This is a genomic window from Candidatus Desulfosporosinus nitrosoreducens, assembly GCF_030954495.1.
In the GTDB taxonomy this organism is placed as follows: domain Bacteria; phylum Bacillota; class Desulfitobacteriia; order Desulfitobacteriales; family Desulfitobacteriaceae; genus Desulfosporosinus; species Desulfosporosinus nitrosoreducens.
Genome location: NZ_JAVHUW010000060.1, coordinates 26,410 through 48,821, shown reverse-complemented (window position 1 = coordinate 48,821; position 22,412 = coordinate 26,410). Strand labels below are relative to the sequence as shown.

The 22,412-nt window shown below is 44.6% G+C and carries 21 protein-coding genes; 19 read left to right on the top strand and 2 right to left on the bottom strand.

Features of this window, described 5'->3' with window-relative positions:
* The first annotated feature begins 23 nt into the window (after window positions 1-23).
* From REC12_RS14865 to REC12_RS14825, 9 genes are all read left to right on the top strand, one after another.
* A complete protein-coding gene (locus tag REC12_RS14865) occupies window positions 24-788 on the top strand; it encodes a DnaD domain protein (protein WP_308895777.1) in 765 nt (254 codons plus the stop codon).
* Between the two features lie 38 nt (window positions 789-826).
* Window positions 827-1,693, top strand: coding sequence for an ATP-binding protein (locus REC12_RS14860; protein ID WP_308895776.1), 867 nt, complete (start codon window positions 827-829; stop codon window positions 1,691-1,693).
* Between the two features lie 106 nt (window positions 1,694-1,799).
* A complete protein-coding gene (locus tag REC12_RS14855) occupies window positions 1,800-2,378 on the top strand; it encodes a hypothetical protein (protein ID WP_308895774.1) in 579 nt (192 codons plus the stop codon).
* 158 nt (window positions 2,379-2,536) lie between these two features.
* Complete coding sequence (locus tag REC12_RS14850; protein WP_308895773.1) at window positions 2,537-3,274, top strand: phosphatase; 738 nt, start codon at window positions 2,537-2,539, stop codon at window positions 3,272-3,274.
* Between the two features lie 186 nt (window positions 3,275-3,460).
* Window positions 3,461-4,126 carry a hypothetical protein gene (locus tag REC12_RS14845; RefSeq protein WP_308895771.1) on the top strand — a complete coding sequence of 222 codons (666 nt, stop codon included), beginning with the start codon at window positions 3,461-3,463 and terminating at the stop codon, window positions 4,124-4,126.
* Window positions 4,127-4,424: 298 nt separating this feature from the next.
* Window positions 4,425-5,009 (top strand): ANTAR domain-containing response regulator, encoded by a 585-nt coding sequence (locus REC12_RS14840; RefSeq protein WP_308895770.1) that lies wholly within the window; start codon window positions 4,425-4,427, stop codon window positions 5,007-5,009.
* A 46-nt stretch (window positions 5,010-5,055) separates the two neighbouring features.
* On the top strand, window positions 5,056-5,478 hold the full coding sequence (locus REC12_RS14835; RefSeq protein WP_308895769.1) for an OsmC family protein: 423 nt from the start codon (window positions 5,056-5,058) through the stop codon (window positions 5,476-5,478).
* A 513-nt stretch (window positions 5,479-5,991) separates the two neighbouring features.
* Window positions 5,992-6,954, top strand: a complete 963-nt coding sequence (locus REC12_RS14830) for a phosphodiester glycosidase family protein (protein ID WP_308895767.1) — start codon at window positions 5,992-5,994, stop codon at window positions 6,952-6,954.
* A 31-nt stretch (window positions 6,955-6,985) separates the two neighbouring features.
* Window positions 6,986-8,305, top strand: a complete 1,320-nt coding sequence (locus REC12_RS14825) for a hypothetical protein (RefSeq protein WP_308895766.1) — start codon at window positions 6,986-6,988, stop codon at window positions 8,303-8,305.
* A 257-nt stretch (window positions 8,306-8,562) separates the two neighbouring features.
* Here the strand turns inward: REC12_RS14825 and REC12_RS14820 are convergent, their stop codons facing one another.
* On the bottom strand, window positions 8,563-11,310 hold the full coding sequence (locus REC12_RS14820) for a UPF0182 family membrane protein (protein ID WP_308895764.1): 2,748 nt from the start codon (window positions 11,308-11,310) through the stop codon (window positions 8,563-8,565).
* Between the two features lie 205 nt (window positions 11,311-11,515).
* Between REC12_RS14820 and trxB the strand changes: the two genes are divergently transcribed.
* The 9 genes from trxB to REC12_RS14775 all read left to right on the top strand — a co-directional run bounded on the left by trxB (window position 11,516) and on the right by REC12_RS14775 (window position 19,898).
* A complete protein-coding gene (gene trxB / locus REC12_RS14815) occupies window positions 11,516-12,436 on the top strand; it encodes a thioredoxin-disulfide reductase (protein ID WP_308895762.1) in 921 nt (306 codons plus the stop codon).
* 170 nt (window positions 12,437-12,606) lie between these two features.
* Window positions 12,607-13,440, top strand: coding sequence for an electron transfer flavoprotein subunit beta/FixA family protein (locus REC12_RS14810; RefSeq protein WP_308895760.1), 834 nt, complete (start codon window positions 12,607-12,609; stop codon window positions 13,438-13,440).
* Window positions 13,440-14,777, top strand: a complete 1,338-nt coding sequence (locus tag REC12_RS14805; protein WP_308895758.1) for an FAD-binding protein — start codon at window positions 13,440-13,442, stop codon at window positions 14,775-14,777. The genes REC12_RS14810 and REC12_RS14805 overlap by 1 nt, the downstream gene beginning before the upstream one ends.
* 12 nt (window positions 14,778-14,789) lie before the next feature.
* Complete coding sequence (locus tag REC12_RS14800) at window positions 14,790-16,082, top strand: FAD-dependent oxidoreductase (RefSeq protein ID WP_308895756.1); 1,293 nt, start codon at window positions 14,790-14,792, stop codon at window positions 16,080-16,082.
* Window positions 16,079-16,360, top strand: a complete 282-nt coding sequence (locus tag REC12_RS14795; protein ID WP_308895754.1) for a ferredoxin family protein — start codon at window positions 16,079-16,081, stop codon at window positions 16,358-16,360. Before REC12_RS14800 ends, REC12_RS14795 begins: the two co-directional genes overlap by 4 nt.
* 196 nt (window positions 16,361-16,556) lie before the next feature.
* Window positions 16,557-17,384: an ATP-dependent sacrificial sulfur transferase LarE gene (gene larE, locus REC12_RS14790; RefSeq protein WP_308895752.1), complete on the top strand. Its 828-nt coding sequence runs from the start codon at window positions 16,557-16,559 to the stop codon at window positions 17,382-17,384.
* Complete coding sequence (gene larB, locus REC12_RS14785) at window positions 17,381-18,160, top strand: nickel pincer cofactor biosynthesis protein LarB (RefSeq protein WP_308895750.1); 780 nt, start codon at window positions 17,381-17,383, stop codon at window positions 18,158-18,160. Before larE ends, larB begins: the two co-directional genes overlap by 4 nt.
* On the top strand, window positions 18,157-18,933 hold the full coding sequence (gene larC, locus REC12_RS14780; protein WP_308895749.1) for a nickel pincer cofactor biosynthesis protein LarC: 777 nt from the start codon (window positions 18,157-18,159) through the stop codon (window positions 18,931-18,933). Before larB ends, larC begins: the two co-directional genes overlap by 4 nt.
* Before the next feature lie 14 nt (window positions 18,934-18,947).
* A complete protein-coding gene (locus REC12_RS14775; RefSeq protein ID WP_308895748.1) occupies window positions 18,948-19,898 on the top strand; it encodes a rhomboid family intramembrane serine protease in 951 nt (316 codons plus the stop codon).
* A 171-nt stretch (window positions 19,899-20,069) separates the two neighbouring features.
* On the opposite strand, the gene REC12_RS14770 is transcribed toward REC12_RS14775, so the two are convergent.
* Complete coding sequence (locus REC12_RS14770; RefSeq protein WP_308895744.1) at window positions 20,070-20,237, bottom strand: hypothetical protein; 168 nt, start codon at window positions 20,235-20,237, stop codon at window positions 20,070-20,072.
* Between the two features lie 139 nt (window positions 20,238-20,376).
* Between REC12_RS14770 and REC12_RS14765 the strand changes: the two genes are divergently transcribed.
* The gene (locus tag REC12_RS14765; protein WP_308895742.1) at window positions 20,377-22,395 is read left to right on the top strand and encodes a PASTA domain-containing penicillin-binding protein; all 2,019 of its coding nucleotides are present in this window, start codon (window positions 20,377-20,379) and stop codon (window positions 22,393-22,395) included.
* Window positions 22,396-22,412: the final 17 nt, after the last annotated feature.

The following is a 22,412-nucleotide window of genomic DNA, read 5'->3' as shown; positions in this document are numbered from 1 at the left end:
TATACCCAGGGAGTGATGTTGTTGTGAATAAGGTAAGTGTTTATGGGAGCTTCACACAAGCTCTTTTCTTTTCCGGTGTCGTTTCAGTTCCCAAATATCTTTTGACGCACTATAAAGCTATTGGTTTGACGGATCGTGAACTGATGATCCTGCTGCAAATTTTATGTGAGGCCGAGACGAACCCCTATCCTTCCTTAGCTTCCCTGGCAGCACGCATGACTGCTTCTTTATCCGATATAGAGGAAAGTGTAGGTCATTTGGTCGAACGAAGTTTATTGTCCATAGAACGATATTGGAGTTCGGCTGAGGAAAGATGGCTGAATAGTTATGGTTTTGTCGGGTTGATTGACGAACTTGCCGAACTTTGGGCAATTGAACGTTCCCAGCAACTGGAGGAGGAACGAGCTTTACGCCAAGCTCAATCAGCTTCCAACACCATGCCTGCCGCGCCAGTAAAATCAGCCCTGGAAAATTTGGTTCGCGTTTTTGAGGAAGAATTAGGCAGACCTCTGACGAGTCTGGAATGTGAGAATTTTGACCGGTGGTTGTCATCCCATTTTTCGGAAGAACTTATCATTGAAGCCCTGAGAAGAGGCGTCAGCGCAGGCATTAGAAATTTCCGCTATTTGGACTCGATACTTCGTGAATGGGAAAAGAAGGGTTTGCGGACAAAAGCGGAGGTCGAAGCTGAAGATGCCTATTTTCAATCCCGTCAGGAGAAAAAAACGGCTCGGCCGAAAAAAGGATCGAAAACTTCCCCTAACAAATATGATAACTTTTACCTTTAGTTTATTGAGTTGCTATTTTGTTTGGGAGGGATTTTAAGATGAAACAGGTTAAAGATCTCTTGAAAAATAATCTTCTGGTTTCAGAGGCCGCAATCAGGTCGGGTTTAGACGGAGATTTGAATATTCAATCAAGGCCATCCAGGCCTGATAATCTCCCTGAAACAGAGGAACATGCACCATCAGCCCCCAAGTACAAATGTCCGCTTTGTCAGGATCGGGGGATTTTGCTCGAGGGAGATGTGGCCTTTCCTTGCAGCTGCATGAACATTAGAAAATTAGAGAATCAATTTCGCACCGCGCGCATTTCTCGGGATTTAAAAAAATGCCGCTTCGCAGATTTTAGGTATGATTATTATCTTTCTGAGGACGATCATACTCATCGTGAAAGTGCCGTAAAAGCTATAAGGGCAGCTCAAAATTTTGTGGACGAATGCCGCAAAAACCCCAATGCTTTGGGAATAATGTTCACCGGCCCTGTAGGGTCGGGCAAAACCTTTCTCGCAGCGGCAATTGCCAATGAGCTTATGGAGTCTCAACATCAGGTTCTCTTTTTGGTGGTCCCCGATCTCTTAGATGAGTTAAGGGCAACGTTTAAATCGGAGGTCAATGAATTTGATTTGCTTGACACCGCCAGAACTATTCCTATACTGATTCTTGACGATTTAGGCGCTCACAATTACACCGATTGGACTCGCAACCGTCTCTATTCGATTATTAATTACCGAATGAACGAACAATTACCGACGATTATCACTTCAAACCTCACCCTTGAAGAGATGGAAGAATATTTGGGTGTACGCACAACCTCAAGAATTATCCAAGCGACACGCATCTTTCGCTTAACCGTACCCAAAGATATCCGGCTTCAGCTTTACCAGGAACGTGAGGGAAGAATTAAAAAATAAAGTTTTATAAAGTTTTATATAAAAATTTTCTAACCTATGCATGTCTTTAAAAGGACATGCATAGGTTTTTTATAGGAAAAAATACTTAGTATAGGAGGTTTTTAGTTTGACTAAAATTGTAGCGCTCAATCGCAAATACATCGTTATGGCGACCTGTGTTTTCGTAATCTGTTTAATTGGTATTGCTGGGTATTCACTTTGGCAGAACAAGCAAGCAAGTGTCTCTAAGGTTAATGCGGCACCTGAAATTCAAATGTTAGGAGTAGCGGTAGAGCCAGCTTCAATTATCAAAGATCTAACCTACGGCAATGTTACTCTTAAAGGAGCGCAAGTTATTACGAGTAAAACCTTTGATCTAATTGTTACTGTTCAGAATACCACTGCTAAAAAAATGACAAATATTCCGGTGGAATTACAAGTATCCTTGGCCGGAGACGAGACCAAGAAAGTAACTTCGCCGGGTACGCTTCCTTCCTTAGACCCCGGTGCCACAGCCCGTATTGCTTTTCGCCAGATTAAATGCTTAGGGGATGCCATGGGGAAAAGTGCTACTGCAGGGCAGCACATAATGACCGTAAGAATTAAGCCTAATCCGGTGGGCGGAGTGGATCAGGCTACTGAAGCAAGCTTTCGCTTTGTAGTTGATTCAACCGTTAAAGCTCCTGCAGGCGCCAGCAAGAGATAGGCGGATAGACCGCAAATTAACGAGCAGAATAAAGCTTTTTAAAGAGGATTGTACTGAGTTTGGTATGATTCTCTTTGTCATTGCAGAGGCTACGGCCAACTATCTCGCTTTTGCTTTATAACTTTCAATGGTGTTATAATAGCCTAGAGGTGTTGCATATGGAGATGTTGGTAGATCTACATACTCATACAATTTCGAGTGGGCATGCTTACAGCACCCTTTCGGAAAATGCTCTGGCTGCTTCGCGCAGAGGATTAAAGCTTTTGGGAATGACCGATCATGGTCCCAGTATGCTGGGGGCTCCGTCTCTTTATCATTTTGGAAATTTGGCGATTTTGCCGGCAGAGCTTTATGGAGTTGCCATTTTACCGGGTGTAGAGGCGAACATTATTAGTCATGAGGGAGAGTTGGATGTTCCTCTTGACTATTTAGGGCGGTTGAAACTAGTCCTCGCCGGGCTTCATGAAAATTGTTATCCTGGTGGAACTGTTGAACAAAATACTCAAGCTTATATTAGGGCAATGGAAAATCCTTTTACAGATATGATGGTTCATCCCGGGCGCCCGGAATTCGAACTGGATTTGGAGAAAATTGCTTATAAATCAGCTCAATTAAAGGTGCCTGTGGAGATAAATAACAGTTCTCTATCTTCGGGTAAAAAAACAACTCAAGATAATTGCCATCGTTTTGCAAATTATGTGGCCAAGTACAAGGGACCTGTCATTTTGGGAAGTGATGCCCACTACTGGGACCGGGTTGGTGTATTTAGCCGGTCGCTTGAACTGATTCAAGAGGCCGGGATTAGAGAAGATCAGATATTCAATACGTCACCAGAGCGGGTTCTTGATTATTTAGCAGCGAGGCGTAAAAAGCGCTTTAACATCCAGACAGCTTAGACGCAAAGAGAAAAATTATCAAAGATCCTATTGAAAAAAGAAGGCTTATAGCCTTCTTTTTTCAATAGGCTGATCTTATCGTTGATTTTACAAAAAATTTGTTTCACAAAATTATTTATAGTACAATGAGTTTTGTGGTTAAACTAGAACTAATAATCTTAGATTTTTAAGAAGCAAGAAAAGGACGTGTCAAAGTTGTTTAATAAAGAAAGGCAGATCGATCGCGAGCGCCTAGCTGGAGCGGCTATAATCATCAGTTTACTGGTGATCTTCCTGTCAATGCTTAGTATCAGGTATTTCGATGTAAAAATATCTAACATCGAACAAGTAGATGGTGATCTGTACACTGTTATTACTGATAATGGTCCTGTAAATGTTGATAAAAATGATATTTTAAGAATAGAGCAGACATATGCTAAAGCTAGTATCACAGGAACATCCGTTGAGCTGGATAAGATTTATACCACACAAGGGTTCATTTACTTTTCATCCTTAGACCCTTTCTTTAAAACTGGGCAACAGCTTATCCGATCGGTTGACTCTGAAACAAAACCCGTCTGGATTCTTGCGGATAAGACAAGCATTACGGATGAAACAAGCAATGAACTGCAAAATGCCAATCTCAAACTTATTCAACCATTTAGCTTTGCTATAGGTACTCCTGCCAACGTTATTTCTCTGGTTTTCACGTCGGTATTTTTACAGTATTTAGCGTTTGCCTTTGGTGGGCTCGCTCTATTAGTCCTGATCTTTCCCTTGAAAATTGACCCTGCACGGCACGTTGCTTCTGTAGTTCAGCAAGATTCGGAATTCTGTTCACCAGATGAGCATATTGGTGCCGTGGCTAAATAATTATAAGCTAAGACGCTCTCTTTGGGCGCCTTTTTCTTTTATTTTAGAAAGCTTTATTCTTGTAAAGCTATTTAGTTTGGTCCTGTTTTTTATGTAACAACATCAGAAATGCTGACATAGATTTAGAAACTTTCTGGAAACATAAAGACAGTGAGCCGATACCGCTGCAAACAATTTCAAAGATAGTGCCATCAGGCGCTGGCCGCGCTTTCTTTTGCAGGGAAATAAGTATTCATTGTCGAAGAAATTAAGACAATTGCTTTAACGATTATTTTGGAACTGAAATGGGTGGTTTCGAATGAAGAGGGCTATTCTAGTAACTGGAAAAGTTTTATTAATGCAAGAAGTAAAATCCATGCTGCCCTTGGCTGACTACCAGCTCCTGGCGACAACGGATAACGGTATGGAAGCTTTGCGCTTTATTCACCGTTTTGAACCGGATCTGATGATTATGGGCTGGAACCTTCGGGGTTTAAGTTCATCAGAAGTTCTGCAAAATCTTGTTTTACAGCATCTCTGTCCCATTATTGTTATGTTGACTCAAGAAGAGCACTATGTCCTGCCTGAAGTTGTAGAAGCCGACGCTCATCATGTTATCGTCTACCCTTGGCGCGTTTTAGAAATGGTAGCCGGCATCCAGATGGCAGAGCATCGTTTTCAGCGAGAAACTGAACACTTTCAGCAAGTGCAACGTTTGGAAGAAGAACTTAAAACCCGTAAACTTATTTTTCAAGCAATGTTATTCATTATACAGGAACAGGGAATTACAGAGCAGGCGGCCTATAAAGCGCTGCGCAATCAAGCCATGGCAACCCGTAAATCATTAAGAACTATAGCCCAAAGTGTCATAAAAGGAATATGGCTGCCAAGCAGCAACGAATGAATTTGAGTTTGAGAGAAAATCTAAATAAAAGAAAGGGAGTGCTTTTATGAAAGTAACTGTCAAATATATTAAAGGAATGTATTTTCAAGGTGAAGGGAGCTCGAAGGTAGTTACGCATATTGATACAGCGGTGACGGCAGGGGGGTCGGGACACGGCTCTAATCCTATGGAACTGTTATTAATGGCCATCGCGGGCTGTAGTGGTATGGATGTAGTGTCAATACTTGGCAAAATGCAGGTTAAATTTCGAAGGTTTGAGACAACGGTAGAAGGGGAGAGGGCCAGCGATCATCCGAAAGTGTTTAAAGATATCGAGGTTGTCTACAAGTTTTGGGGAGAATCCTTACCTGAAGACAAGCTGCAGCGGGCAGTACGGCTCTCTATGGAGAAATATTGCAGTGTGGCCAATATGGTCGATAAGGCGGCTAACTTAACATATCGAATTGAAATAAATCCGGATAATGAATAGGCTCGGCACATGCCGAGCTTTTATTCATAATTTCTCCCAATAGATACCTCAGAGACAATCCTTGCTTGAGCTAGTATGTTTTGCTATACTAATTACGGTGTACTTATGATATTTTAATGGCGAATGAGGATGAAGAATGTCAATAATACAGATGGTTTTAAGGAGCATATTTATTATTTGTGTAGTACTTTATATCTATTATTTTTCTAAACGAAAAAAACATAATGTCTCAATTTATTTATGGACTATTATCGTCATCGGTATGACCTCCGGCTTACTTATCCAACTGCTTGGAGTTTATCTGGGAACGTCTCCATGGTCCTCTACACAGATCAGCGTTTACTTTTATGTGATTATAATTATTTATTCTATATGGAAGCTAGGTGTTGAGTTAAAAAAACGAGGTCAATAAAGGTTTGGGGCCGCAAAAACTGCGGCTTTGTTTTTTGAAGGATTCATGAATTAAGTTATAGTTTGAATTTTATTAGATTAGAGAAGGAGAAAAAGGATTATATGAAGAAAAAGCGTACTGTCAGAATGAAAAAGATTTTAGCCTTTTTGGGCTTTAATCTAATTTTTGCTGCTGTTCTTTCTCCCTTTATTCTGTTTTGGGGGCCATTCCAAGCACTCAAAACCGTTGCCGTAGGTTCTGTTTATACTTCGCGCCATCCACAGGTTGTCAAAGCCTTTTTATCACAAGATGAAATTGATAAAATCATGACTAGTAATAACGGCGTAATCAGCACAGGTCAGGACATTTCCCGCAATAGTGTTGTTAATGACACGACTTCAGGAATTACCATTGAAGATATACAAGGCCCAAGCTTTAAAGGTAAAGTGATGTTGATTAAAGATCCCAAACGAGTGAAATTGGCAGTGACCAAAGAAATTGGCACGACCGGTGAGCGGGTCAGTGATCTTGTTCAGGATATGGGAGCGATCGCCGGAATAAATGCCGGAGGATTTTATGATCCCAATGGTAAAGGCAATGGAGCCTTTCCGGATGGTTTAACCGTGCAAAATGGCAAACTGGTTCACAATAATGTTGGCAATCAGACAGTTAATATCGTAGGCTTTGATGATCAGGGGAACTTGGTGATCGGAGATATGACGGCCAGTCAGCTGGAAAAGAAACACATCCAAGAAGCGGTGTCTTTTGAACCGAATCTCATTGTTAATGGCAAGTCGGTGATTTCCGGAGATGGAGGATGGGGAATTGCTCCGCGGACCGGAATAGGACAAATGGCCGATGGAACTGTGATTTTTGTGGTAATTGACGGTCGCCAGCCAACCTGGAGCATTGGGGCAACTCTAAGGGACCTTATGAATGTTTTTAATGATTATCATGCCGTCAATGCCGTTAATCTGGATGGAGGTTCTTCTTCAGAACTCGTCTATAATGGGAAGGTTCAAAACAAGCTCTGGGATATTTTTGGCGAACGCTATATCCCTACAGCCTTTGTCGTCACCCCTTAAACCAGAATCTCTGTGAAAAAGGAGAAATTTCATGAAGAAGAAACTGCGTGTAATCATCGTTTGGACGTTAATATCTTTGCTGCTGCAATTTGGGGCCTACTCTTATTTGAATAATAAGGTGAAGCAGGTTATTAATCCTAATAAACCGAACAACACTCCAATCACTCGTCAGCTCAAGGCTGAAATTCCCGGATCAGATCTAAGCAATATTCAAGTCTCTTATGCCAAAGATTACATTGCCTATACCGAAAATGGGACGTTTAAAGTTTTTAACCTACAAAAGCAAAAGGTTGTTTTTGAAAAGGCCCCACCTTCTAACGATAAATCCTTGGGAGTCTTGACTTATCAATGGTTGCCTGACAGAAATACACTGCTGTATTTTTATGCTAAGAAAAATCCCAATCCTGTAACTTATGTTACGGTTTACCCAACTAAAACTGAACCAGCAAAAACTACTCAGACTCCAACTCAAACACCGACAACGAATGAACCCAAAACTGAAGATCCCAATGAAAAAACGAATGATAAAACGAACGATAAAACGACTGACAAAACCACAACTAAAGAACCAGCCAAGGCGGAAACTAAGGAAACGCCGGCTCAGCCTCATGTTGAGAAGCGTTATAATAATCCGCAGATTACAGAGTTATATTCTTTGGAACTTCCCGACAGTGATGACATCACAACTGCGCCCGACGATCGTTTCAATCAGTCGATCGATAATTTTCCGGCAGGCGGCAAAATCGAGGAATTAGTTGTTTCCACCTTTACCAATTTGATGTATCTTACAGTAAAAAATGAATCCTCCGAATTGCTTCTGGAAATTGATGTTATGAAAAACGTTGAAACCTTAAGCAAATCGGGAGAAACTATTGATAACATGGCTGCTTCCGACCGCTATGGAACCCTCTATATTGACAGTAAGGTAGGCTCTACTCATCAGGTTCTGGCTTTAGACGGTTCTAAACGGGTTACCATTTCCAAAAATAACTCTGATCAGATTTTAGGTATTAGGGACGGGAGTGTTTATATTGGTGAAGTGAAAAACGATCAACTGGTTAAAATTAAAACAACCGATGACCTTACTCACGTAACCAGCAATCCCTCTTTAAAAACTGAATGGGAAGGCAGTATTCCTTTTGGAGATTCCATACGAACTCTCATTGGCGAGGATGGTCAAGTTATAGTTTATGACAATCAAACTGCTTACATTGTGGTTGATGGCAAGCTTTCGGAAGTCAAATTGCAAGGCGATGAAAATTACGTTTCCGTTGATGGCGCGGAGTTAATCCAACTTACAAAGAACGGCAATACAACCCTTGCCGAATTACAGCCCCTCAAATCCAAATAGACGCTCCTGCTGCTACCGCGGCACCGTCAGACAGTGAACCTGGGAGTATTAAGGTGATTTGCAAATCTTGAAGTTAAAGGATTGTTGCAAAATACCTAAAAGCCTTACCAGAACCAAAGCCATGCATAATGTGGGTAAAGTCCACATATATGCATGGCTTTTATTTATGAAAACTTACAAATATTCGTTTGGCAACGCCTCGCCGATGACTGAGTTAAATTCAAAACAGCAGGATCGCCCAGGAAAGACGATGCCCGTCAGGGCCCGGGACTTGCTGAACTCTGTAAATCCTTAAGCTGAGACTCCAAATTATCAAGGATGTCGCGGATCTGATTCATTTGGTCAAGAATCGAAGAGATGGATTCTGTTTGATCGGCCGGAGTTGGCGTTTGCTGCGGAGTGGTGAGCTGAGAAGCGGCTTGGCCAGGTGTTGTGGGCTGGGGTGCTCCATCTCCGAAAATTTGAGTTAAAGCCGACCCCAGATTTTCAGACATGACTAATTGATCTTGATAGGCCAAAACGACTCGTTTCATTTCGGGAATACTCCCTCCTTTATCGGATTGAAGAAAAATGGGTTCTACGTAAAGGAAATTTCCTCCGACAGGAAGAGCCAAAATATTCCCCCGGATGACACTGGAACCCTTTTGATCCCAGAGAGCGAGCTGTCTTGAAATATCCGGGTCCTGATCAATGCGGGATTCAATTTGTAAAGGGCCGTCGACTTCAATATTCTTAGGGAGTTTAAAGAGCAGTAGCTGGCCGTAATGACTGCCGTCCATGCGTGCGGCCAGCCAGGAGACCATATTATTGCGGGAATTAGAAGAGCTTGAGGCGGGAGTAAAGGGTAACATAAGGACGAACTCCGGTTTTGTTTCCCCGGGAATTGTCATGATCGTGTAATAAGGATCTACGTTCTGAGGTTTGGCCTCGTAAAGCTCCTTGGCAATATCCCAGGCGTCTTCTTTGTTATAGAATACTGAAGGATCTGTCATGTGAAAGGTCTTTAGCATATTGCTTTGGACAGAGAAAAGGGTTTCAGGGTATCTCAAGTGGCTTTTCAATGAGGCGGGGAAGCTTGTAAAATCTTTAAATACGCCCGGGAAAATACTCATGTAGGTTTGGAGAATAGGGTCTTGGGGATCAATGGCATAAAAATCAACAGTACCGTCATTAGCATCAATAACGACTTTTACGGAGTTGCGAATATAATTAAAATCCTGGCCGGAATATTTATTGGCATAAGGTAAGGCTGACGAGGTGGTATAGGCATCGATAATCCATTTGAGCCGGCCGTTATCAATGACCATATAGGGATCAGAATCGTAAGTAAGAAAGGGAGCCAGTTTTTGAACCCGCTCTTTAATATTGCGGTAAATCAGCATTTTACTGTTTGGGGTCACTTCGCTTGCCAGATAAAACCGCAAAGTCCCATGGCTTAAGGAGAGCATTAATTTGTTAATTGGAGTAAAAGGAATACCGGTTTTGCCCGTATAGGATGTTTCTGAATTGGTGTCCCCTTGAGGGTAATCAAACTCTTTGACTGAAGTATCGGCGACAACCCAATCATTTGTCAGTTCCCCATAATATATGCGCGGCTCTTTGAGCTTGAGCTCAGGAAAATTTGTAACCGGAGGCACATCGCTAATGGCGAAAGAGGGGAGCCCTTCGGGGGTGACTGCATTGGCAAATGATGCGGCGACACCATAACCGTGAGTGTATTTAAAGCGTAAATTAACAAAGGTTTGAGCTTTGGGATCTAAATCGGGCGTGGAAATTTCTCTGGGTCCCAGCATAACCTGCCGGTATTCCCCATTTATTGTGTACCGATCAATATCGATATCGTTAAATTTGTAATAAAGGCGAATCCCTTGCTTTTGAGTGAAGGTTTGCAGCAAAGGCCGGGTATCGTTGAGCCGGATATTATTAAGGGTTCCCTGGTCGGATTTCAAAGTATTTAGAGTTATGGGCGTGTTGCCGGGATAATCAACTTCTGAGATATGGTTTAAACCATATCCATAGCGGGTCATTTCAATTTCATGCTGGATGTAGGGCTGTTCTTTAGTCAGTTCGTTGGGGATAACGATAAACGATTGGAGCAAGGTGGGAAAAATACCGTAGATAAGAATTCCTATTGTAAAAATTCCTGCGATGGGAAGGGTTAAGAGGCGAGGGTCTTTAAATGGTTGGGCAAGGATCGCCGAGACGAAGCCGAGGACACTAATGCCCACCAGGATTTTAAGGGCGGGCAGTGTTGCTGTCAGATCGGCCCAGCCTGCACCCACGACATGTCCGTGGACAGAATAAAGTAACTGAAATATGTCAAGATAATAACCAAAGGCTTTAAGAACTAAAAGAATACCAATTAATAAGGCCAGGTGTTTCCGAGCACTTGCAGTTATTTCGACAGACCCTTTGCGCCAAAGTTTAAGCGAGTGGAATTTCAAGACCCTTGTAACGAAGTAAAAAATTGCGGTAAAGAGTGTAAGCAGAAACAAAGGACCGAAAAAAGCATTGAACAGCGTTTCCAAAAAAGGAAGCTGAAAGAAATAAAAGGCTAAATCCTTACCAAAGATGGGGTCGGTCTGGCCAAAAGGTGTGGCGTGGATAAAGGATAAGACATCAAGCCAGCCGGTAAAACCGGCGATAAAGCTCACCCCGAAGCTTACAATAACTGAGAAAATGAGCAGCCAAACTGTCACCTTGCGTTGGCTCAGGCTCAGGACAGGCCGGTTCATATCGTGGACTAAACGCAAACGCAGGCGCAGGCGTTCATTGACAAAGGTCACTATAGCATGGCGCGCGGAAAATAGGGTTCCGGCGATAAAGATAAAAAGAATTGTGCCATTGACAGCTTGAAAAAGAACCTTACTCAAAAGGGGGGTCCAGAATAGCTGTGCATAGCCGAGATCTTTAAACCAGAGCCAGTTTTCAAATAACCCGCTCGAGGCTTTTAACAAAGCCACAATTAAAACAAGGCCCACAAGGAATTTAAGAAAACGCTGCAACCAAAATACCTCCTTTATTTCAATAAAAGTCAATAATGTTTTAATGGATAGTAATGGTTATATTCTGCCCAACAAATAAAAATCCCTCCTAAAATTTTAGAAATTGCTAATCCAGTCCTTTCTAAATTTACGCTTGTTATGGTATAATTGCATATAATACCCATAAGGGGTATCTGAGGAAGGATTAAAGAGGAGTTGTTTTGTAGTGTTTGACGTTGTTATTATAGGAGCAGGACCTGCAGGGCTGACAGCGGGAATTTATACTTCTCGCGGAGGGCTCAAAACCGGCATTGTTGAGTTGGCAATGCCAGGCGGACAAGCAGCTTCAACCGAAAAAATTGAAAATTATCCGGGATTTCCGGAAGGGGTTAACGGATATGAACTTATGAATGCCTTTCATCAACAAGCTTTGTCCTTTGGTGCGGAATTTATTTTCGAAGAAGTTCAAACCTTTGACCTTAAAGACCCGGTAAAGAAGATCCAGACCGAAAGCAGAGTACTGGAGGCAAGGTCCATCATTATTGCCGCAGGTTCCAAACCGCGTTTGCTCGGTGTTCCTGGTGAAGAATTCTTTAAAGGGAGGGGAGTATCCTATTGCGCAACTTGTGACGGAGCTTTCTTTAAAGGAAAGAAAGTTGCCGTAATTGGCGGCGGAGATGCGGCCCTTGAAGAAGGGGTGTACCTAACAAGGTTTGCGGAAGAAGTAATCATTATTCATCGCCGTGAGGGTTTCCGTGCTTCTCAGATCGCTGTCAATCGAGCGAAAGAAAATCCCAAAATTCGTTTTGAGCTGAATTGTGTTGTGGAGGAGATTCTTGGTTCCGATTATGTTGAAGGAGTTCGAGTTCGCAATGTCCTTGATTCTACCAAGCGGGAAATTCCCGCTGCCGGTGTCTTTATCTACGTGGGGACAGATCCCAATGCCCAATTTATTCATGGTGAGATAAAAACCGACGAACGAGGGTATATTTATACTAATCAGTACTTGCAGACAAATATTGAGGGGGTGTATGCGGCAGGTGATATTCGCGATACTCCTTTGCGTCAGGTCGCCACAGCGGTGGGGGATGGTGCTTTAGCGGCGGCTGAGGTTGAGAAGTATCTTTCCGGGACACCAAACAGCTAAGCGGAGGTTGTGTACTTCATAAGTTTGATGGAATTTGTATTATCGTGTTGGTTTAATGAAGAATGTGTCAAACCTTGATATTTTTTATGCTTTGTAATATGCTGTAACTATGCAATGATTTTGTAACTTCAAACAATTAAAACTATTAAGGAATAGAGGGGGGAAGCTCTGTGCACTTTGTGGTCTGCTTAAAACAAGTACCGGATACATCTGAAGTTCGAATTGATCCCAATACGAATACCCTCATGCGGGAGGGAGTTCCATCAATTATTAATCCTTATGATGCCCATGGTTTAGAAGAAGCAATTCGCTTAAAAGAAAAAGTTGGGGGTAAGGTAACTATCGTAAGTATGGGCCCCCCGCAAGCCAAAGAGGCCCTGAAAAAAGCTATGTCTTTTGGGGCTGATCGCGCAATTCTCTTAAGTGACCGTTCTTTTGGCGGTTCAGACTCTTTGGCAACAGCTTATATTCTTTCAACTGCCCTGAAAAAAATTCACGAAACAGAGCCTATTGATTTAGTTTTTGCCGGTAAAGAGGCAATTGACGGGGATACGGCGCAAACGGGTCCCGGTATTGCTCAAAGACTTGGTTTTCCGCAATTAACCTATGCCATTAAAGTAAAAGAACTGACAGAAACGTCAGTCACAGTGGAGCGAAAAACGGAAAGCGGCCGGCAAATCGTCCAAGCTCAACTGCCGGCTCTGATTACCGTGGAAAAGGAACTAAATGATTTGAGTTATGCCTCCCTTCCCAATATGATGAAAGCCGCCGCCTATGAACCCGAAATGTGGACCGTCAATGCCTTGCCTTTTGATCTGACTCAAATGGGACTTAAGGGCTCCCCGACCAGCGTCTCACGCATTTTTGCGCCTCCCGGCCGCTCCGGCGGAGAGATTATCGACGGCATGAAAGATCCTTCAGGGGTTGCTGCTTCGGTTGTTCAAAAACTTTTCCAACAAAATATCATCATGGTCAGTCCCCTCATGAAGGGAGGTAAACACTAATGACGGTTGCCGTTGATAGAACAAAATGTATTGGCTGCGGAGCTTGTGTCATGGAATGCTCCCTTGAAGCCATTGATCTTGTTGATGGAGTCGCAGTTCCCGATCCCCAAAAGTGTAAGGACCTGGGGGCCTGCGTTAAAGTCTGCCCGACGAACGCTTTATCTCTTGCCGTTCCAGCTCAAGCTCAAGCAAATCCCGAACAACGTTCTCCGGAGGCGGGTTCAAAGTTTAATTTAAAAGATCCGCTCCCTGAAGCGGTCAGTGATTATTCCCAGGGCAATGAGAAGAAGACGATCCGTTCTCAAGTGTCTCCTGTGGCCGGCGGAGATGTTTGGAGTGGGGTTTGGGTTATTATTGAATACAGCAATGGCAGGATTGCGCCTGTATCCTGGGAATTGCTGGGCGAAGGCCGAAAGCTGGCCGATTCCCTTGGCTGTGAGCTTTGCGGCGTAATTGCGGGGCATCAGGTTGAGGGCGTGATTCCTGAAGCTTTTGCCTATGGGGCAGAGAAAGTTTATGTTGTAGACCATCCAGTACTTAAGGATTATCGTACAGAACCTTATGCCGAGGCAATTGCGGCTTTGGTTCGCAAATATCAACCGGAAATTATTTTGATGGGCGCCACCTCAATGGGACGGGATGTCTTCCCCGCTGTTGCCACTAAAATGCAAACAGGTCTGACGGCTGATTGCACGGTTTTGGGAATTGATCCCGAGACCAAGCTTCTGCAACAAACCCGGCCGGCCTTTGGCGGCAATATCATGGCCACGATCCTTTGCCGCACGAGGCGCCCGCAAATGGCCACTGTCCGCCCCAGAGTCATGGGAATGCCTGAACGTGTCGAAGGGCGAAGCGGAGAACTTATCCGCGAAGAATTTGCTTTAACGGAAGAGGATTTCCGCACCAAAGTTCTGGAGTTTATTCCTGCCGACGCCAAGAGCGCTTTCTTGGATAAAGCGGAAATCATCGTTGCCGTGGGTCTGGGAATTGCTGCTAAGCGCAATCTGGTTTTGGCGGAGGAATTGGCCGAGGCTTTAGGTGCCACTCTTGCCGGATCGCGCGGAGCTGTTGAAGCGGGCTGGCTCAGCCATGACCAGCAAGTCGGACAGTCCGGAGTAACAGTTCGTCCCAAAGTATACATTGCTATCGGGATTTCCGGGGCAATTCAGCATTTGGTGGGTATGGAAACTTCAGATTTCATTATCGCCATTAACAATGATCCGGAAGCTCCGATTTTAAGAGTTGCTAATTATGGTATTGTCGGAGATCTTTTTCAGATAGTACCGGCATTGACAGCAGAATTCAAAAAACGCCTTCAGCATGGCGTGGCTAATTAAGGAGGGGCAAACATGGAAAACTTTGATGTGATCATCGTCGGAGGCGGTCCTGCTGGCCTATCTGCCGCAATTAGTGCTGCTAATGCAGGTATGAAAACATTAGTCATTGAACGCGGAGATTATCCCGGCACAAAGAACGTAATGGGCGGTATTCTCTATACTAAAGCTACGGATATGGTTGTACCTGAGTTTTGGAAAGAGGCACCTTTAGAACGGCCGATTATTGAACAAAGAATTGCTATGTTGAGCGGGGATGAATCTATCCTCGCCGGTTATCGGGACCCGGCCTGGGCGACGGAACCTTATAACGCTCATTCGATCCTGCGCGTTAAATTTGACCGCTGGTTGGCTCAGCAAGCCGAAAAAGCCGGTGTTATGATCATCACGGAAACTCTCGTGGAAGATCTGCTTTATCTCAACGGGAACGTTGTGGGAGTTCGCACCGGGCGCGCGGAAGGAGATTTAGGCGCTAAAGTCGTGATTATCGCTGAAGGGGTTAACAACTTTTTAGCGGTAAAAGCCGGACTGGCCAGACCTTTAAAACCTGCTTCAGTCGCTGTGACGGCTAAAGAAGTAATCGCTCTCCCCAAAGAAAAGATTGAAGATCGTTTCTGCCTTGACGAAGGACAAGGAGCTACTATCGAGTTATATGGAGACTCCACCGCAGGTATGATGGGTGTCGGCTTTATTTACACAAACAAGGATTCCATATCGATTGGCGTCGGAGCCATACTGGATCGTTTGATCCAGGAACAATGGACTCCTAACGATCTTTTAGAAAACTTGAAAGCCAAACCCTACGTTAAACGACTTTTACAAGGGGGAGAAACCAAAGAATATTTGGCACATCTGATACCGGAAGGCGGCTATACTCAAGTTCCCAGGCTGCACCGGCAAGGGGTCATGGTCGTTGGCGATACTGCCATGCTTATGAACTCCCTTAACCGCGAAGGGTCTAACCTGGCTATGGTATCCGGCAAAATTGCCGGTGAAGTCGCGGCCCAAGCCATCAAAGCCGGAGATTTGAGCGATCAGGCCATGGCGGTCTATGAGACCCGTTTGCGCGATTCTTTTGTGCTCAGAGATCTTCACCATTACCGCCATATGGGCAAATTCTTTGAGGATAATCCTCATCTCTTAAAACTTTATCCCAAAATGTTTTCCAAAGCTGTTAAGATGTATTTGTCAGCGGACGGGACCCCCAAGAAGCAACGCCAAAAGGAAATTATCAAAATGATCTTTGAGCAGAGGTCCAAAGGCGGTATCCTTAAAGATATCTATGGAGCATGGAGGGCCTTACTATGAAATTAGATGATAAACTTTATTTAGTGCGCTTTAATACGGACAAACTGAGTCATATCAAGATCAACGACCCGAAAGTATGCTTGAATCAATGCCAGGATAAACCCTGCACGCGCTTTTGCCCGGCTCACGTTTATGATTGGGATGATGAAGAGAAGCGGATTTCAGTGGGGTATGAAGGTTGTCTTGAGTGTGGCACCTGTTTGATTGGTTGTCCTTACGGCAACATCAATTGGAAATACCCCAGAGGCGGATTTGGCGTTTCCTGGAAAAATGGCTAAGTTCTTAGGACGTTACTGAATTGGCGATTGTATCTGGTGAATCAGAGCAGGGCAGTGGAAAACTTGACCCTGTTCTCTTTTTATTTAAATAATTCATTTTAAAATGAAGTTTTTTTGAAATTTCGTGTTGCAAAAGATTCTTTGACAGGCATTTAAACCGTAGGTAGAATAGAGTGGAAGGGAGTAAAGCCACGGTATGAAATTAGATGCAGATATTTTAAAGAAAGAGTCTCAACTTATTGACCTCATTAAATCGCTGCAAAGTGTTTTGGTCGCCTTTTCAGGCGGAGTAGATTCCACCTATCTCCTGGCAGTCAGCTTAGAGACTTTGGGAGCAAACTGCAAAGGAGTTTTTGCCCGGGGGCCGATGATTTCCGCTCAAGAGCAAAAGGAAACGCTCTCTTTGGCCCAAACCTATCAATTCCCCTTAGAAGTGATTGATATAAACGTGCTGGAGTTGCAAGAATTCCGAGCTAATTCACCGGAACGGTGTTATTTTTGCAAAAAAGAAATTTTCTCCAGGTTTTTAGCTTTAGGCGAGGGATTGGGTTATACCACGCTCATTGAAGGAACAAATGCTTCGGATTCCCAGGATTACAGACCGGGACGAAAGGCTTTGCAAGAATTAAAAGTCAAAAGCCCTTTACTTGAAGTCGGACTCACAAAAGAAGAGATACGCTTATTATCGCAACGCCGCAATTTAAGGACTTGGAATAAACCCTCCATGGCCTGTCTTGCTTCGAGGGTTCCATATGGGGACTTGATTACGCTTGAGCTGTTATCTAAAGTTGCTCAAGCTGAAGCCATTCTCCAGAGCAAAGGTTTTGGAGAATGTCGCGTCAGGGTCCATGGTGACATTGCGCGTATCGAGATCCCAATTGAGAATTTTGCCCCTTTTCTTCAGAATCATTCTGAATTTGCCAACTCCTTCAAAGGGCTCGGCTTCCGCTTTGTAACCTTGGATTTAGACGGACTTCGTTCGGGAAGCCTTAACCCCGAACCGGAGGGAGGAAAGCTACAATGAATGAGGAAACAATCAAAGCTCTTCTTGAGTCGGTTAAAGGGGGGGCCTGTACTCCTGAAGAAGCTCTGAGTCAATTGAAAGAACTGCCTTTTGAAGACTTGGGCTTTGCCCGTTTAGATCATCATAGAGCACTGCGCACAGGCCAATCCGAAGTCATTTTCTGTCAAGGCAAACAACCGGAGCAGATTATTTCTATTTTAAGGCATCTGGGGGCCAAATCCAAAAATGTCCTGGCGACCCGCCTTACCCCTGAGCATGCGGCTTTAATCTTACCTCATTTTCCTCAGGCTCACTATGATACTTTAGCGCGCTGTCTGCTCTTGCGTCCTTTGGAAGAACCGACAATTCCAGGCAAGATTTTGATTATGACGGCAGGTACAGCAGATTTGCCGGTTGCTCAGGAAGCATGGCTAACAGCCCGTTATATGGGGCACGTCGTAGAGACTGTCTATGATGTTGGAGTTGCGGGCATTCATCGCCTTCTTGCCCAGCGTGAGACGATGGACAGCGCGGAAGTCCTGATTGTTGTCGCCGGAATGGAGGGAGCTCTAGCCAGTGTTGTCGGCGGACTCGTGGAACAGCCCGTCATAGCGGTACCGACAAGTGTGGGCTATGGCGCTCATTTTCAAGGCCTGGCAGCTTTACTCAGCATGTTGAACAGTTGTGCCTCCGGGGTAGGAGTTGTCAATATTGACAATGGTTTCGGGGCGGCTTCTTTAGCGTCGACAATTATTCACAGAATTTCTAAACATCATTTGCGAGGTGCTTCAACTTGAGAATTCTTTATTGGGACACATTTGCCGGTATCAGCGGAGATATGGCTTTAGGCTCCTTAATTGCTCTGGGCGCAAACCCTGAAGCGATCATCGATCAACTGCATTCTATGGGTTTGACAGAATTTAAGTTGGATATTCGGTCCCGTCAGGTTCACGGTATCCAAGCGACTGACATTGATGTGGTTATTCATGATCATCATGCTAAGCATCACCATGATGACGACCAGTCGGAACATGAACATGAACACGAACACCATCATCATCATCATGACCGGCGGCTTCCCGATATTGAGAAAATGATTCTGAGCGGATCGTTGTCCGAACGGTCCCAAAAACACGCTTTGCAAGTTTTTAACGCCTTGGCTGAGGCGGAAGCCCATGTTCATGGAACAACTCTCGATCAAGTTCACTTTCATGAAGTTGGGGCTGTGGATTCTCTCGTGGATATTGTAGGCACCTGCATCGCTCTGGATCAGTTGGACATTGAGGAGATTCGGATTTCTACTCTGCCGTGGTCAAAGGGCTTTGTAGAATGTGCTCATGGGATTTTGCCCTTGCCGGCCCCGGCAACGCTCATGTTGTTGCGGGGGTTCAAATTCCGGGATTCGGGAATTACCGGGGAACTTATTACCCCCACGGGTGCAGCTCTGATTAGAGCTTTAGCGCGGCAAGCGGATTTTCCGGAAATGGTGATCCATAATGTTGGCTATGGTTCAGGGAAAAATGACTATGGAATACCGAGTTTACTGCGAGGAGTTATCGGAGAAATTTAAAACAAGGAGAGACTATGTTTGAACAAATTAGCTCTAACCTTAAAGAATCCGGCTGGGATGTGAGAACACTCGAAGGAAATTGGCTCTGCGCCGTTCACGCTGCACTTCAGCGCGGACTTCTTTTTGGATACCTAACTGAGCTGACTGCGGATTTAAGATCTAAAGTTTCCGGATTCGCCAATATCCCCCAATGGGACGCCATTGTTTTTTGCCCTGCGGGAATTGACTCTTCGGAATTAAAAAGGCACCATTTTCCGGGCTTTCAATTGTGGTATTGGGATTTGAAACTGGGCAATTTATTTCCTTATCCTCCTTCGAAAAAACAAGATATTCCCCGTCTCTTGAAGCAGATTGCCAGCGGTTCGCCGCTTTCGCTGGAGCCTGAGCCTCTGACGCGAAAGCGCGAGAAGCCGTATGTGACCTTTACTTTCTTAGGAATTAATCTTCTGGTTTTTTTACTCATGACCTTAGCGGGCGGATCAACCAATCAGCTTGTGCTGATTGCCTTTGGGGCGAAAGTGAATTCCCTGATTCAAGCCGGTCAAGTGTGGCGCTTATTAACGAGTATGTTTATTCATATAGGCATCATGCACTTAGCCTTTAATTTATACTCGTTATGGGCTTTGGGTCCTTTGACCGAAGAAAGTTACGGACATAAGAAGTATTTCCTGATTTATATTCTGAGCGGACTCGGCGGATCTATAGCAAGCTACTTATTTTCTGCGGCACTTTCGGCCGGGGCCTCCGGAGCAATTTTTGGTCTTTTAGGCGCCCAGCTGATTTATAGCTATAAACGGCCGCATCTTTGGAAATCCGGTTTGGGCCTAAACCTTGTGATTGTAATTTTAGTAAACCTTGGCTTTGGAATTTCCCAACCGGGAATTGACAATTTTGCCCATTTAGGCGGACTTTTCACCGGAGCGCTCCTGGGGTTTCTCTTATCTCAGCAAAACGTCAAAGCCTAAGTGTACCAGAGTTTCATAAATATACCTTTTTCCAACGAGCATAGTTTTCACCCAACTGAGGGAAAAATACAATCAAGAGCTTGCGGTTTCTTAGCGAGGTGGCCTTTAATAATGCCATCGTTAGTTAAGATAGCGTAAGCTCTTTTGGGTTATTTTTTCTTCCGGTACAGTTTAAGTATTAGTTTGTTGAGCGGTGCGGTGAATTTCAATGAAGAATTCGCTCACTTCCTGAGGGGTGGGAATATGTTGATCGACATGACCCAGCTCCTTGGTGACTGTGGCAAAGGCGTTTAACCAAGCCATAGTGATACGCGTTGCAATCTCTTGCGGGCTGTTCATAGCAGGACTCCTTTCTCTTTTTGTATAGCTTATGATGTTGAGGGCAATCCGTGCTATAAAATTTGCTTATTTCTTAGGTCTAAAACGGACTGGAAGTGAGAGGTTAATGCTATAATGAACGAGAGGAGGATGGAGTTTTTTGAAAAAAAGAGGCAGGCGCATCATCAACTATTTTTCCCGGGATCGCTGGGTCCATATTGGGCTGTTTCTTTTTGTCTTCCTGGTAGTAGGGAGACTTATTGTCCTTCAAGTTGTTCAGGCATCCGATCTTCAGGCCAAAGGAATTCAACGCCGGACAACGGACCAGAGCCTTCAGCCCGAACGTGGCACAATTTATGATTCCCAAGGAACCGTATTAGCCCAAAGCATTCCGGTGAAAGAGATTTATGCTGATCCCAAAACCTTAACGAGTTTAATCACTCAAAATAAATTCAACGCTTCCAAAGAGACTGTGGCCAAAGAACTGGGGGAAATTTTAGGAATCGACTCACAGGATATTCTCGCTAAACTCAATAAGAATTTGTCTTGGGTCAGCCTGGGCCATCAAGTGGACCTGCAAAAGGCCGAGAAAATCATGGCGCTGAAAATTCCAGGGGTAGGCTTGAATGACGAAGAAAAACGTGTTTATCCTATGGGGAGCCTGGCGGCAGCGGCTTTGGGAATCGTGAATCTGGAAGGCCATGGTGTGGAAGGTATTGAGTCTTATTATGACAAAGTATTGTTCGGCAAGCCGGGTTTTCAGTCACAAGAACAAGACACGCGGGCCCGTTCCATTCTTAAAGCCAATGATCAAAGCGCCCCTTCCCGCCCGGGCAGCTCTTTAGTACTTACCTTAGATGCGACGATTCAATACTTAATAGAACAGCAGCTGGATAATCTGCAGCAAACGGCTCATGCCAACAGTGTGACAATCCTGGCTATGGACCCACTGACAGGACGAGTATTAGGCATGGGTTGCCGTCCAACCTTTGACCCGACAAATTACGCGCAGACCTCCCCCGAAGACAGACGGAATTTAGCCATCAGTATGTCTTATGAACCAGGCTCAACGTTCAAAATCATCACCGGGTCGGGCGCCTTGGAAGAGGGTGTGATCAGCCCCGACGAAGCCTTTCCTGATCCTGGCTATTTGCGGGTAGGCCCTCGTTTAATTACGAACTGGGATTCAGACCAGGAAGCTCATGGAAATCCAACCTTTACTCAGGGCATGCAGCTATCCTCCAATGTTGTGCTGGCTCAAGTCGGCATGAAATTAACCAAAAATGCATTTAATACGTATTTAAAGGCTTTTGGTTTTGGCTCTAAAACCGGTATTGACATCGCGGGTGAAGAAAGCGGTCTGCTCGTTCCCCAGGATAAAGTCCGCGATTTGGAGCTGGCAACGATGTCCTTCGGGCAAGCTAATCTGGTGACTCCGATTCAATTATTAACGGCCATATCCGCGGTTGCCAACGGTGGAACTTTATATCGCCCCTATATCGTGGATAAAATCACGACACCGGACGGACAAGTGGTTCAGCAACAAAAACCGACACCAATCCGTCAAGTCATCTCGAAGGCAACGGCTTCCCAGATGACTAATATCCTTGAGCAAGTCGTATCAGGGGGGACGGGTCATCTTGCGCAAATTCCGGGCATCAATGTTGCCGGTAAAACGGGAACCGCGCAGAAAGTAGATCCTAAGACCGGGGAATATTCTCCAACAGACTTCATTGCTTCCTTTGCGGCGTATGCTCCGGCGGAAAATCCCAAAATAGCCGTTTTAGTGATCCTCGATACCCCTAAAAGCGCCGAAGGGCACCAAGGCGGAACGTTAGGAGGTCCTCCGTCCAAGGCCATTATTGAAGGGGCGCTGCAATATTATGGTTTGCCGGTGGCTAAAGATACGCAAAGCACGGTTACGATATCTTCTGGCGATTTTCCGGTCAGGCCTTCTCCCAAACCGGTTGTCCCGGATCGTTCGCCTGTCGGCGGAGAAGCTGTTGTTCCTGATTTAACCGGAATGACGATGCGTCAAGTGGGGGACATGTTGGCCAAGTCCGAACTTCATTTTAATTTTTCGGGCAGTGGTCTTGTAACGGAACAAAATCCTCAGGCGGGAAAAGTAGTGCCCAAAGGTACGACAATTGATGTCAAGTTTTCCACCTTAACGCCTTAGTTCTTGGGGTGATAACT